A 14,169-nucleotide genomic window follows, 5' to 3' on the forward strand; every position below is an offset into this window, starting at 1 on the left:
CCAGCGTCGTCATCGCCAGGAAGATCTCCTGCCACCGCAACGACGGCAGCGCTATTAGCACCGTGATCAGCGCCGCGGCCGAACCGGCCGTCAGCAGGGCGAGCGTGAAGTCGAAGCGCTACTCCAGCGTCGTCATCGCGGTCACCGTCCTGTGCTTCGTCGGGGTGGCCGGCATCCGGCGCACCCGGGTGGGGCGGGTGCTGCGGGCGGTGCGCGACAACCCGCAGGGGGCGCAGGCGTTCGGGGTGCGGGTGCCGCTGGCCCGGCTGTGCGCCTTCGGGCTGTCGGGGTTCCTGGCCGGCGTCGGCGGGGCGTTGCTGTTCTACGTCAACGAGCGCTACGAGGTGGCGCTGTTCGGGGCCACCGAGAGCCTCAACGTGTTCATCTCGGCCGTGGTCGGCGGGGTCGGGAGCCTGCTGGGCGCGGTGCTGGGGGCGGCGCTGCTCGACGGCGGCCGGGGCTTCCTGTCGGGGCCGGCGGGGCTGCTGCCGTCGGCGGTGGGGGTGCTGGGTGTGCTCCTGCTGCTGCCCGGCGGCCTGGCCGAGCTCGCCTACCGGGTGCGCGACCGGTGGCTCCGTTCGTTCGCGGCCCGGCGCGGGATCCACGTGCCGAGCCTGGTGGCCGACAGCCGGGTCGAGCCGTCGTCGTCCCCTGCGGCGCCCCCGCCCCCGCCCCCGTCGGCGCCGGTGCCGTCCCCGGCGGAGCCCGGGTGGCTGTCGGTGCGGGGCCTCGACGTCGCCTACGACGGGGTGCAGGTGCTGTTCGGGGTCGACGTCGACATCCCCCAGGGGCAGGTCACCGCGCTGCTGGGGACCAACGGGGCCGGCAAGTCGACGCTGCTCAGGGCCATCGGCGGCGTCGCCCCCGTCACCGCCGGGACGCTCCGCCTCGGCTCGGTCGACCTCGCCGCCCTGCGCCCCGAGCAGGTGCCGGCCCACGGCATCGCCCAGATGCCCGGCGGTCACGGCGTGTTCCCCTCGCTGACCGTCGACGAGAACCTGCGGGTGGCAGCCTGGCTGTTCCGCCGGCAGCGGGCCGACGCCACCCGCCGCGTCGCCGAGGCCCGCGCCCGGTTCCCGATCCTCGAGGGCCGCCGCGCCACCCCGGCCGCCGACCTCTCCGGCGGCCAGCAACAGCAGCTGGCCCTGGCGATGGCGCTGCTCGCCCAGCCGAAGCTGCTGCTGGTCGACGAGCTGTCGCTGGGCCTGGCGCCGGTGATGGTCGAGTCGCTGCTCACCGAACTGCGGGGCCTGCGGGACCGGGGCACGACGATCGTGGTGGTCGAGCAGTCGGTGAACATCGCCCTCGACATCGCGGATCGCGCCTACTTCATGGAGAAGGGCGAGATCCGCTACTCGGGTGATGCCCGGCACCTGCTCGACCAGCCCGACCTGGTGCGGTCGGTCTACCTGCAGGGCGCCCGCGACGCCCTCTCCGGCGGCGACGCCCGCCCCGCCCGCCCCGCCCCCCGCCCCGATGGCCCCGACAGCCAGCACCAGCCGGCGACCGGCGCCTACGCCGCGACGCCCCGGCCGGTCCACCGACCGCCCCCGGCCGCGGCGCTCGAGGTGTACGGCCTGGCGGTGGCGTTCGGCGGCATCAACGCCGTGAACCACGTAGAGCTCACGGTCGGGCGGGGCGAGATCGTCGGACTGATCGGCCCCAACGGCGCCGGCAAGACCACGATCTTCGACCTGATCTCCGGCTTCACCCCGGCCGACAGCGGGCGGGTGCTGCTCCACGGCCACGACGTGTCGGGGAGCCCGCCGTCGGCCCGGGCCCGCCGCGGCATCGGCCGGTCGTTCCAGGACGCCCGGCTGTTCCCCGGCCTCACGGTCATGGAGACGATCGCCGTGTCGCTGGAGCGCTGGATCGAGGGCGACGACGTGGTGTCCGGTGCCTTCCGGCTCCCGGCGGCGCAGCTGGCCGAGCGGGAGATCGCGGCGCGGGTGGAGGAGCTGGTGGGGATGTTCGGGCTGGAGGCGTTCCGGTCGAAGCGGATCGGCGAGCTGTCGACGGGATCGCGGCGCATGGTCGACCTGGCCTGCGTGGTGGCCCAGCGGCCGTCGATCGTGCTGCTGGACGAGCCGTCGTCGGGCATCGCCCAGCGGGAGGCCGAGGCATTGGGGCCGGTGCTGCTGGGCCTGCGCGACCGCCTCGACGCCACGCTGCTGGTGGTCGAGCACGACATCGCCCTCGTGTCCTCGGTCGCCGACCGGCTGATCGCCCTCGACCAGGGTTCGGTGGTGACCGCGGGCGACCCCCGGGAGGTGCTCGACCACCCCGAGGTGGTGGCGTCGTACCTGGGCAACGGCTCGGCGACGCCCCGACGCTCCGACCACGCCCCCGTCGACCCGCTGCCGGAGGTGCTCCGATGAGCGAGCGTCCGTCCGCAGCGAGGCCCTGGCCCTCCCGACCGCGGCTCCGGCGCCTGGGGCCGTCGGTCCTGGTGGTGGGCCTGCTCTCCGCCGCGGCCGTGACCGGCACCGTCGAGGGGCGCCAGGAACCCACCGCCGTCGTGTCCGGCCCACCGATCGACGAGGTGCTCACCTACGCGGAGGACCCCGACCTCCCCGTCACCTACGAGGACGCCCGGGCCGCCGGCACGCTGGCGAACTACGACTGGGGCGACCGCTGCGACCCCACCCGGCCCTACAACGACACCGGCACCACCCTCGCCCGCCTCGCCATCCCCTCCGTGTACGCCCCGCCCTGCGTGCCCGTGTGGGGCGGCGACCGGCCGTGGGTGGCGCAGGGCGGCGAGGCGTTCGCCGACAACGGGGGCGCCACCGCGCCCGGCGTCACCGCCGAGACCGTCAAGGTGGTCTTCTACCTGGCGGCCGAGCAGGACATCGCCAAGCAGCTCGAGCAGTTCGGGGTGATCGACGGGGAGGACGCCGCCGTCGAGGGCGTGCAGGGCCTGGTCGAGATGAGCAACCACCTCTACGAGACCTACGGCCGGCGGGTCGAGGTGGTGCCGTTCCACGCCACGGGCGACGGCCGCAGCCCCTCCGCCGCCCGGGCCGACGCCGTGCGGGTGGTGGAGATGGGGGCGTTCGCATCGATCGGCGGGCCCACCCAGACGTCGGCCTACCAGCACGAGCTGGCCCGCAACCAGGTGCTGTGCATCCAGTGCGGCTACGCCTCCACCGACGACGTCCTGGCCGAGGACGCCCCCTACGCCTGGGGCTACCAGGCCACGCCGGACCAGCTCGTGTTCGGCGTCCTCGGGCTCGGCGCCGAGATGTTCGCGGGCAACACGGCGCAGTTCGCCGGCGACCCGGAGATGCGCCGGCAGCCCCGGCGCTTCGGCGTGGTCCACTACGAGCAGGACCCGCCGGTGTTCGGGCCGCTGAAGCAGGCGGCCGTCGACCGGTTCTCGTCCATCGGCACCGAGGCCGAGACCATCATCCAGTACATCCTCGACCCGAACACGCTGAACCAGCAGGCGCAGGCGATCATCGGGCGGCTCAAGCGCGACGGCGTCACGTCCGTGGTGTTCCTCGGCGACCCGCTCATGCCCCGCCTGCTCACCCAGCAGGCCACCAAGCAGGACTACCACCCCGAGTGGATGTTCACGGGCACGGCGTTCACCGACACCGCCGCCGTCGCCCGCCTCTACGACCAGGAGCAGATGGCCCACGCCTTCGGGGCGTCGAGCAACGCGGCCCGGACCGAGCCGGAGCTGTCGGAGGCCTGGCAGCTCTACCAGTGGTGGTTCGGCACCCCGCCGTCGGCGCCGCGGACGATGCTGTTCTGGGGGCCGGTCGTCCAGCAGCTGTTCCTGGGGATCCACATGGCGGGGCCGCACCTGTCGGCCGAGACGTTCGCCGGCGGGCTGTTCAACTACCCGCCCACCGGGAACACGGACCTCGCCGGGCGCGACAGCCTGAGCCTGTTCCTCGACGGCTACCTGGAGGGCGACACGACCCCGGCGATCAGCTTCGGGCCCCGCCCCGACGGCGCCGTCGACTACGTGGCGGTCGACGACTTCACGTTCGCCTGGTGGGACCGCGACGCCGTCGGGCCCGACGAGAGCGGCGACGAGGGCCGGGGCCTGTGGCAGTACGTGGGGTTCGGGCTGCGCATACCGCTGGAGACGCCGGTGCTGCCCGGTGGCGTCACCGAGGACATCGTGTTCAAGACGATGCTCTCGGAGATCGGCGGCGAGCTGTACGAGACGGCGCAGTCGTTCGGGATCGACGACCTCCCCATCGCCAGCACGATCCTCACGGAGACCCCACCGCTCGACGCCGTCCCCGCCTACCCTCCCCGCCCCGACTCGCCCGCCGCCGGAGGCTGACGGAGCGCCGCCTCCACGCGCCCGTGTCGTGGGGTCAGGTGTGCGAGGGCACCTGACCCCACGGACCCCGGTGTGTCCTACGTCGAGAGCCTGGTGAGGCGGGTGGCCCAGTTGCCGAGGGCGGTGCGGGTGCCACCGCAGCTGCCGAGCGAGCCGGCCAGCCACTCGTCGAGCGTGCACGTCGAGGCGATGTACTCCGAGGCCAACCAGATGTCGCTGCCGTCGGTCACCGCGGCCCCGTAGTCACCCCAGCGGGTACGCGGCGGGTCGCCCACCAACGCCTTGTAGCTGGTGAACCCGTCGTCGACCCCCAGGCCCGCCGCGGCGACGCGGATCGGGCCGACCCGCCCCCGGTCGTCGATGCGGACGTAGGCCGCCGTCGGGTGGTTGTCCTCGCCCATCACCGTGAACGCGATCACGCCCTCGCCCCGCGGCGTGAGCGCGATCGCCGGCATCGTCAGGTTGTTGTTCGCCAGGGCCAGGTAGCCCTGGCGTTCGACCGCCCCGACCACCGAGCTGCCGGTGACCGCCGGCCGCACCTTGAACCAGACGATCCCGGCCTTGAGCTCGCCGCCGACGCGCACCGCCGTGCCGGCCGCACCCCACAGCTCACCGTCGACGAACCAGGTCTGCTGCATGCGGGTGTCGAGCGAGTCGGGCGTCGAGACGACCTCGTCGTGCGCAGGCTCGTCGACGAGCAGGAAGTTCCAGCAGCCCGGGCCGAACGGCGTCGGCGTGCTCGTGTCGTTGACGCACTGGCCGAGCGGGAAGTCGCCGGGCTCCTGGTCGGACCCGGGCGGGAACACGTAGGTGGCACTGTCGATCAGCCGGCTCCGGATGCTCAGCGCCGGTGTCGCCGAGTCGAGCGACCGGGTGTTGGTGAGCGCCCACACGCCGATCTTGCGGGCCGTGCCCGTCGGGTTGCCCGTCTCGCTGCCGTCACCGGCGATGGTGCTGAGGAAGTACTCGGTGCCGTTGCGCTCGTCGGAGTACTCACGCGCCGGCGATGTCGCCGGCCACACGGTGAAGCCGGGCGTCCCGGCCACGCTCAGGTTCTGGACCGACGTCACGCGCACCGTCGGCCCGTGCGCCGCCAGCTCCTGCTTGGAGAGGGCGAAGACCTGGGCTGCGGAGTAGCCGTCGCCGAAGAGGTCGTACTCGTTGGTCGAGACGTAGATGCCGTTCCTGTCGCCGCCGATGTGCGGGTAGTCCTGGAAGCAGGGACCCGGCGTGGTGCCGTCGTCGAGCACGCAGCCGTGGTTCGGTGTCCCGTCGGTGCCGTCGTTCTGGGCCGGGATCCGGTAGACGGTCCAGGCACCGGTCGGGTCACCGCTGTTCGACACGGCGACGTCGATGGTGTTCTTGCCGGTGAACGACCCGTCGGGCAGCGACCCGAGCGTGGTGGTGGCCACGACGAAGCGGCGGGAGTCCGGGTCGTAGTGGCACACGGGGTCGATCACCTGCGGGCCGATCACACCGGTCGTGCGGTCGATCGCCGCCGGGTACCCGAGGAACGTGTTCAGGTCCTGCACGCCGGTGAGCGCGGCGCCGCTGCGGTCGTGCACCCGGATGACGCTGTTCACGGCCTCGACCACGAAGCCGCCGCCGACGCACAGCGCCTGGTCGGGCGGTTCGAGCGAGAACTGGTTGCCGTTGTTGGCCAGCCGCTGGTCGCGGTGGTTCAGGCCCGCGACGCTGACGGCAGCGTCGCTGCCGGCCACGGCGCTGGAGCCCACCCGGGGCGCATCGAGCGGCCGCTTGGGGAAGGGCCCGCGATCCCGGAACGAGGGGTGCTCACGGTTGAACTCGCCGGCCTCGCCCTGGGCCGCGACCGCCGCGAGCGCGGCCGCCGGACCCTCCTGTTCCTGGCGTCGCCGGCGCAGCTCGGGCTGCTGCAATCCCTCCGATCCGAACGGGAGGGGACGAATGGCGGTCGTCCCCGCGGCCGGGATCGATCGCGTCCCGTCGGCGACCTGAGCACCTGCCGGTGCTGCCGCTCCCGGAAACGCGACGAACGTCGCGCTGAGCAGGAGGACGATCCCTCCTGCGATGCCTCGCGTCTTCATGCTGGCCCCCCAGGGTCCGCTCCTACCGCTCTTACCACCCGCACCCCCGGCCGGGATTTCAGATCACCGCAGAAAAGCCTTGGTTTTCAAGGGTTTTCAGGCGGCGTCGCCGAGGACGCGGCGGCGGAGCTGCTCGGTGGCGAGGGACGGCTGGGCGCGGAGGTCGGCCAGGGCGTCGAGGCAGCGGTCGAGGAGCCGCCGGGCCCCGGACCGGTCGCCGCGGGCGAGGGCGGCACCCACCAGCACGGCGTAGGCCTGCTCCGACCACGGGTCGGCGGCGAGCGCCCGGTGCGCCACGGGCTCGGCCCGGGCGATGTCGCCGTGGCCGAGCAGCAGCTCGCCGGCCCGCACCGCGGCGGCGACGAAGCGGGTGCGGTAGTGCTCGCGCTCGAGCGCGAACCAGTCGGCTTCGGGGAGGTCGGCGTGGAGGTGGTCGCGGTACAGCTCGACCGCCGCCAGGTGGTGCTCCAGCGCCACCGACGGGGCACCGTCCGCCTCGGCGGCGAGGGCATCGGCCACGTGGCGGTCGAACCGGTCGACGTCGACCACCAGATGCGGCCCGTTGGCGAGCTGCACGGCGGGCCCGTCGACCCGTACGAGGAACGACGGCTCGCCGGCGTCGCGCCACGGTTCGAGGAGCCGCAGCAGGTGGTTGAGCGTGACGCTGAGGTTGTTGCCGGCCGCGGCCTCGTCGAGGTCGGGCCACAGCGCCGCGCCGATGGCGGCCCGGGTGGTGCGGCGGCGGGCGACGAGGAAGCCGAGCAGCGCCTGCAGCCGGCTGCGGCGCAGGTCGGGGTGGACGATCTCGTCGCCGTCGGGATGGTCCCGCCGCAGCGACAGCGGGCCGAGGACGCCCAGGTAGGTGATGTGCGGCGGCGGCACGGGGACGGCGGCGAGCAGCGCCCGCGCCGCCTTGGCCTGGTCGGGCCGGGTCTGGGCGAGGTTGCGTACGGCGGTACGACCGGCGGGGCCGAGCGTGTCGAGCAGCCGCCGCCCCGCGGGACGGCCCACCGCCGCCAGCCCCACCGCCAGCTCGGCCGCCAGCCGGTGGTGCAGCACGGTGCGGATCGCGCCCTCCTCGGGCAGCTCGAGCGACGCCAGCCGGGCCTCGCCGTTGCCCTCGCGGAGGGCGACGACCGCGGCGGCCAGCTCACGGGCCCGGCCCGGGTAGCCCTGCCGGGCGGTGGCGTCCCAGTGGGCCCGGCTCTCCGGCAGCAGCACGTAGCTGACCGCCAGGGTCTGGCGCCACGACCGACGCTCGCCGCCCTGGTCGAAGCCGTTGGCGGCCGCGGCCTGCCGGAGGGTGGCGGCGGCCGCGTCCTCGTCGCCCTCGGCCAGCTGCAACGACGCGGTCGCAGCGGCCACGGGGACCGACGGCCCGTCCCCGGCCCCGTCCTCGCCCCCTTCCCCGACTGCCGAGCCCGGCTCCGGTGGGGGTGCCGTGAGCCGGGCGTCGTCCAGGTACCGCCGGGCCGTGTCCCGGTCGCCGGCGTACGAGAAGGCGACGCTGGCGAAGATCTGCCCGATGTGGAAGTTGTAGGTGGGGCCGGACTGCACCTCGGCCGAGACGACGACCGGTATCCGGGCCAGCGCCTCGTCGGCCCGGCCCTCGGCCCACCAGGCCCGGAACTGCAGGGAGTCGACGATGGGACGGGTCGCCTCGTCGGCCGCCGGGGTCAGGCGCTCGACGATCCGTTCCGTCGCTGCCGGGGTGCCGGTGTCGAGGTGGACGACCCCGCACATCCAGCCGGCGTAGGCGTCCCACACGGTGTCGAGGATGCCGGTGGCCATGCCGTCCAGCTCGGCGAGCACGCCGCCGTCGTCGCCGGCGAGGTCGTAGAGGGCGCCCCGGGCGATCGCCGCCAGGGCACGGGCCACCGGGTGGCCGGTCGGCTCGAGCTCGAAGAGGCGGCCGACGAGCTCGCCGAGCGCCTCGTGGTCCTGGCGCCACCAGGCCAGCTGGCCGAGCTGGGCGATGGCGGCCAGCTCGGCGTCGAGGTCGCCCTCGTCCCGTGACCGGGTGGCGGCCTCCTGGAGCGGCGCCACGGCGAGGGCCGGCGCGGTGAACGCCACGTGCAGGCCGGCGGCCAGGCGACCGGCCGACGAGGCGCGCACCGCCGGCGAGCTGGCCAGCAGCCAGCGGCCCAGCTGGCTGGGCACGAGCCGGTCGGTCGCCAGGCAGGCGGCCCGCAGCACGCTCGGGGCCGCGTCCCACAGCTCGGCGTCCTGGATGAGCCCGAACGCCTCGTCGAAGCGGCCCCGGCGGTTGAGGTTCGCGACGGCGCGCCGACGTATCTCGATCCGCTCCGACGCCGCGAGCACCAGGTTGGGGGCGCTGTGCCACAGGCTGTGCGGCCGGTGCCAGCCGTCGGCGCCCCGGGCGACCAGCGGGATGCCCTCGAGCATCGTCGCCAGCTCGACCGGCGTGCCCACCGCCGCCGACATCAGCTCGTCGTCGGCCCCGCCCAGGTCGGACAGCACCGCCAGCACGTGGCGCCGGAGGGTGCCCAGCGGTTGGAGCACCTCCTCCCACAGGTAGCTGCCGGTGAACTGCTCCTCGACGTGGGCGGCCAGCTCCGCCATCGCCGGCCAGCCGCCGGTCTCGCCGAAGTGGGCCGGATCGAAGCCGCGGCTGACCGCGAACGTCGACAGCTCCTCGTCGGAGAAGCGCAGGTCGTCCTCGACGAGGCGCAGCATCGCGCCCTGGGCGCCGAAGCGGCTCAGCGGCACCGGCGGCTCCGACCGGCTGCCGAACACCACGTGGCCGTTGGCCGGCAGGGCCCGCACCAGGTCGGTGAGCCAGGCCGCGCCCGTCGACTCCGCGGGCAGCAGGTGCACGTCGTCGAGCACCAGGCACGCCTCGGTCGGGGCGAGCCGCCACACCGAGTCGGCCACCACGCCGGGCTCGATCACCGCGTCGCCCCGGGCCCGCTCGGTGTCCTGGTCGTCGTCGCCCCGGACCGCGGCGGCGACGATGCGGGCGAGCCGCTCGGCGTCGGCGTCGCGCGCCTCGACGCCCACCCACATGTCCTCGCCCCGGGGCGCCAGCCGGTTCTCGGCGATGGCCTGGGCCAGCAACGTCGTCTTGCCCAACCCGGGCCCGCCGACGAGTGAGGTGACGCGGTGTTGCCACCGGCCGGTGAGCGCGCGCAGCAGGCGGGGCCGTGTGAGCAGATCTGGGCGGGGCTCCGGCGGCGTGGACCGGAACGAGCGTGACATCCCAACCGCACGCTACGACCATCCGCCCCACCCCGCCGGGGTTTGCCGCCCACATTTCGCCCTGTTTTCGCAGGTTTTTATCCCGGACGACCCACTTCGGCGACCGGCACGTTTCCCTCGTCGAGGAGAGTCGGAGGAACCGATCCGTTCGACGTCCCAGGGGGTCCATGTCCGTTTCGCACGCTGTAAGGCACAGCCGCGCCTGGCTGCTGCTCGTGGCGCTCATTGCTTCATTGACACTCGTCGTGGCCGCACCGACACCCGCGGCGACGCTGCCGCCCGCCATCCCGTCGGCCTCGAGCGCACAATCCCAACTCAACGCACTCACCGTCCGGACCGAGGGCAGCCTCACCGGCTACTCCCGCGACCTGTTCCCCCACTGGAGCACCGTCTCGGGAGCCTGCAACACCCGCGAGACCGTGCTCCGCCGCGACGGCAGCGGCGTCGTCGTGAACTCGAGCTGCGCCGTGACCGACAACTCGAACCAGAGCAAGAGCGACCGCGACCCCGCCGCCTGGCGACCGACCCGCACCTCGTTCCATTGCACCTACGCCCGCATGTGGATCGGCGCCAAATACACCTGGAGCCTGACCCTCCAATCCACCGAGAAGTCCGCCCTCCAATCGATGCTCAACACCTGCTGACTGCAGGGCCATGCTCCGCTGCCGTACCCGGTGCGGCGGCGGAGCATGACGACCTACGTCACAGGGCGCGGATGTTGCGGAGGTTCGAGCGGGCGATGTCGAGCATCTTCCCGACGCCCCCGTCGAGGACGGTCTTCGTCGCCGCGGTGGCGAACCCGCGGATCTGCTGGCCGGTGACGTGGGCGGGCATGGACAGCGCGTTGGGGTCGGTGACGACGTCGACGAGCGTCGGCGCCGGGGAGGCCAGCGCGTGCGTGAGCGCGTCCCGCAGGTCACGGGGATCGGTCACCCGCACGGCGTCGAGGCCGGCGGCGGCCGCGATCCCGGCGAAGTCCACGTCACCGAGGCTGGTGGCGTGCGACGGGAACCCCTCGACGAGCATCTCCAGCTCCACCATCCCGAGCGTCGAGTTGTCGAACACCACGATGGTGATCGGCAGGCCGTGGAGCCGCACGGTGAGCAGCTCACCGAGGAGCATCGACAGCCCGCCGTCACCGCACATGGCGACGACCTGCCGCTCCGGGTCCGCGAACGCGGCACCGATGGCGTGGGGCAGGGCGTTGGCCATGGTCCCGTGGAGGAAGGAACCGAGGACCCGTCGCCGCCCGTTGGGGGTCAGGTAGCGGGCGGCCCACACGTTGTTCATCCCGGTGTCGACGGTGAAGACGGCATCGTCGGACGCCAGCTCGTCGAGCACGTCGGCGACGTACTCGGGATGGATCGGCGTGCGTTGCCCCCGTTCCCCCGTGTAGGCCTCGATCACCCGGGACAGCGCCCGTTCGTGGCGCCGGAGCATGTCGTCGAGGAACTGCCGGGAGCCCTTCGGCGTCACCAGCGGCGCGACGGCACGCAGGGTCTCGCCGACGTCGCCGTGGACCGCGACCTCAAGCGGGGTGCGCCGGCCCAGGTGGGCGGCGTTGCTGTCGACCTGCGCGGTGTGCTGGCCGGGGAGGAACGTGTCGTACGGGAAGTCGGTGCCCAGCAGCACCAGGAGGTCGGCCTCGTGGAGGGCGTCGTGGCACGCCCCGTAGCCGAGGAGGCCGCTCATGCCGACGTCGTAGGGGTTGTCGAACTGGATCCACTCCTTGCCCCGCAGCGTGTGGCCCACCGGGGCCTTCACCGCCTCGGCGAGCGCCATCACCTCACGGTGGGCGTCGCGCACCCCGGCGCCGCAGAACAGGGCGACCTTCTCGGCGGCGTTGATCGCCGCGGCCAGCTGCTGCACCTGCGACGCCGGTGGCGTCACGCGCCCACGTTCGCTGCTGAAGTCCCCCTCGCCCGTCGGGTGGGCGACGTCGAGGTCGGCGACGTTGCCGGGCACGACCAGGACCGACACGCCCTGCCTCGCGAGCGCCTCCTGGATGCCGACCCGGAGCATCCGCGGCATCTGGTCGGCGGCCGACAGGGTCTGGCACCAGACGCTGGCGTCCATGAACAGCGACTCGGGACGGGTCTCCTGGAAGAAGGAGGTGCCGATCTGGAAGGTGGGCACGTGGGAGGCCAGGGCCAGCACCGGGGCGCCCGTCCGGTTGGCGTCGTAGAGCCCCTGGATGAGGTGGGTGTTGCCCGGCCCGGAGCTGCCGGCACAGACCGCGAGTCGCCCGGTGAGCTGGGCCTCGGCCGAGGCCGCGAACGCCCCGGCCTCCTCGTTGTGCACGTGCGCCCACTCGATGCCCGGCTTGCGGCGGATGGCGTCGACGATCGGGTTCAGGCTGTCGCCCACCACCCCGTAGACCCGCTGCACCCCGGCCTGGGCGAGGACGTCGACCAACTGCTCGGCGATGTTCACGACGTCCCCCTACCCGGTGGAGACGACTCGTGCTTGGCCCCGGTCCGCTCCGGGGCGCCGAGGACGTTCATGTGCTCGTCGGAGTGGTGGTGGCCTCGGCCAGGGCCTTCAGGTTGAGGAGCTGGCGTCGCATCATCACGAGGTCGCCGGCCGGGAGCAGGCGGCGCAGCACGGCGCCGGCGAGGCCCCGCACGGGGACGACGAGCAGCTTGACGACGAGCCGCGACCGGCCCGTCGGAGTCGGCACGACCACGTAGCTGATGGCCAGGTCGCCGAACACGCGGTGCCGGCGTGTGACGAGGGTGAGGTGCTCGTCGGTCGCGAACGACGCCAGCTCGAAGATGACCACCCGCTCGCCCACCACGAGCTGCTCGACGCCGGGTACCAGGTGCCGCGGGCTCCGTCGCCCGAGGTTGTCGAGGAGGTCGTAGCTGTAGGGCGCCACCTTCAGCTGGCACAGCCACCGGAACACAACGGGCGGCGGGGCGGCGACGGTCACCGCCCGGAACAGCACCTGCTCGGCGTCGGGGAGGACGTCGTCGCACGGGTAGCGCCGCCCACGCTCCTCCGCCGTGGTGCCCCAGTGGTCGATCACGCCCCGCACACTCATGTCAGGACACTGCCCTACCCCAACCGGGTCAGCACGTTCCGGGTGATCTGTTCGATCTGCGGGTCTCGGCCCGCCAGCCCGTGCGCCCAGTCGGTCGACCCCGAGGTCACCACCGTCGCGCCGGCCCTGTTCGTGTAGGCGCCCAGCACCGCATGGCCGTGACGGATGCGTTCCATCGCCTCGGGCTCACGCGTGCCGAACACCCGTGACGCGATGTACTCCAACTCGCTCGGCTCGCCCGGCTTCGGCGGACGGGGCGCGGTCTCGCGCGTGAAGTGCTGCGTGGGGCACGTGCCGAGGATCTCGAACGTCGGCGGCGTGCCGTCCTCGCCGGTCGGGTACGGTAACCCGTCCCGGTAGTTGAACACGCACCCGTCGCACTCGTAGCCGACGACGGTCGCGCCGGCGCCGAGCACGTCGCCGTAGCCGAGCCCGGTGCCGTCGAAGATCCAGTGCCCGGCGCGATGCACGGTGTAGCCGCCGAGACCGGCGGTCACGTTGCGGCCGATGCGGTGGTAGCCCCCGCGGGTGAAGGAAACGCCCGTCATGTGGTTCTCGGGACGACCGACGATCACGTCGGACCAGAAAGTCGTCACCTCCGGCTCGCGGTCGGTCTCCGTGAGCGGGTCGTCCTTGAAGAAGCCCTTGTACCCGACCATCACGTCGTGATCGTCACCCTCGATGCGCACCTGCCACAGCGACGTGTTGCCCGAGAAGAACGCGGCGTTGCCGCCGCGGGCGACGAACGCTTCGACCGTGTCGCGCATGCCGCGGGACCAGTACTCGTCGTGGCCGACCGACAGGTACAGGCTCGCGCCGTCCAGCACCTCCGGGTGGGCTGCGAGATCGGCGTTGGTGCACACACCGATCTCGAACCCTTCGCGTTCGGCCCACTCGATGAACGGCAGCTCCCAGTCGGGCCAACCGGCAGACCCGGCGTAGCCCGACAGGTGGTTGAGCTGGAGGTAGCCCACGTGCGCGGCGTTCTGTGGATCGGGCGCGCCCGTCCCCGTCACGCGACGGCCCTTGCCCGGCGGCTTGTACAGGTAGCCGGCCGCCATCGGCCGCTGCATGGCGACGTGGGTGCCGCCGGTGTACAGGTTCGGTCCGCCGAAGTCGTTGTAGGCGTGCCACGTGTTGGTCGCCAGCGCGACGACGATGCGGGTGCCCGCCGACGGACGCACGACGAAGAACGCGTGGTCGCGGCGCACCTTCTCGCCGACGTCGATCTCCATGACGACCTCGTAGTAACCCGACCGCCACGTCGGGTCGACGTCGAGCGTGAGCGCGACGGGCCAGCCGCACCCCTTCGACGAAGCGTCCTCCGGCGTCTCGTGCTCGTCGGCCGCGACGGCGGGCGCGCTGCACACGACCTCCCTCGCGCCACCGACCCGCGCCACCTCGACGCGCACCGGCCGCCCCGCGGACGACGACATGTGCAGGCCGACCCGCTCACCCGCGCTCACCGACTGCGGCCAGCAGTACCCCGTGACGACCTCACGCCCCATCGCCCCGACCCTAACGTCGGCGACCTCCGG

General features: G+C 73.3%; 8 protein-coding genes. 3 read left to right on the plus strand and 5 right to left on the minus strand.

Annotation, left to right across the window (positions count from 1 at the left end; all coding sequences use genetic code 11):
* On the plus strand, window positions 1-2,378 hold a 2,378-nt coding region (locus tag VK611_30320; protein ID HMG45664.1), incomplete at its 5' end, for an ATP-binding cassette domain-containing protein.
* The gene (locus tag VK611_30325; GenBank protein ID HMG45665.1) at window positions 2,375-4,303 is read left to right on the plus strand and encodes a hypothetical protein; all 1,929 of its coding nucleotides are present in this window, start codon (window positions 2,375-2,377) and stop codon (window positions 4,301-4,303) included. The genes VK611_30320 and VK611_30325, both read left to right, overlap by 4 nt.
* A gap of 77 nt (window positions 4,304-4,380) precedes the next feature.
* On the opposite strand, the gene VK611_30330 is transcribed toward VK611_30325, so the two are convergent.
* Together VK611_30330 and VK611_30335 are read right to left on the minus strand one after the other, a co-directional pair.
* A complete protein-coding gene (locus tag VK611_30330; protein HMG45666.1) occupies window positions 4,381-6,369 on the minus strand; it encodes a sialidase family protein in 1,989 nt (662 codons plus the stop codon).
* Between the two features lie 96 nt (window positions 6,370-6,465).
* On the minus strand, window positions 6,466-9,588 hold the full coding sequence (locus VK611_30335) for a BTAD domain-containing putative transcriptional regulator (protein HMG45667.1): 3,123 nt from the start codon (window positions 9,586-9,588) through the stop codon (window positions 6,466-6,468).
* 245 nt (window positions 9,589-9,833) lie between these two features.
* On the opposite strand from VK611_30335, the gene VK611_30340 reads away from it, so the two are divergent.
* On the plus strand, window positions 9,834-10,232 hold the full coding sequence (locus VK611_30340) for a hypothetical protein (protein ID HMG45668.1): 399 nt from the start codon (window positions 9,834-9,836) through the stop codon (window positions 10,230-10,232).
* Between the two features lie 58 nt (window positions 10,233-10,290).
* Here VK611_30340 and VK611_30345 read toward each other — a convergent pair whose 3' ends face one another.
* From VK611_30345 to VK611_30355, 3 genes are all read right to left on the minus strand, one after another.
* Entirely contained in the window at window positions 10,291-12,021 is a 1,731-nt protein-coding gene (locus tag VK611_30345) for a pyruvate dehydrogenase (protein HMG45669.1), read from the minus strand.
* A gap of 67 nt (window positions 12,022-12,088) precedes the next feature.
* A complete protein-coding gene (locus tag VK611_30350) occupies window positions 12,089-12,631 on the minus strand; it encodes a hypothetical protein (protein ID HMG45670.1) in 543 nt (180 codons plus the stop codon).
* A gap of 14 nt (window positions 12,632-12,645) precedes the next feature.
* Window positions 12,646-14,139, minus strand: coding sequence for a N,N-dimethylformamidase beta subunit family domain-containing protein (locus VK611_30355; protein HMG45671.1), 1,494 nt, complete (start codon window positions 14,137-14,139; stop codon window positions 12,646-12,648).
* Window positions 14,140-14,169 lie beyond the last annotated feature (30 nt).

It is taken from the genome of Acidimicrobiales bacterium (assembly GCA_035316325.1).
Classification (GTDB): Bacteria; Actinomycetota; Acidimicrobiia; order Acidimicrobiales; family VFJN01; genus DASXTK01.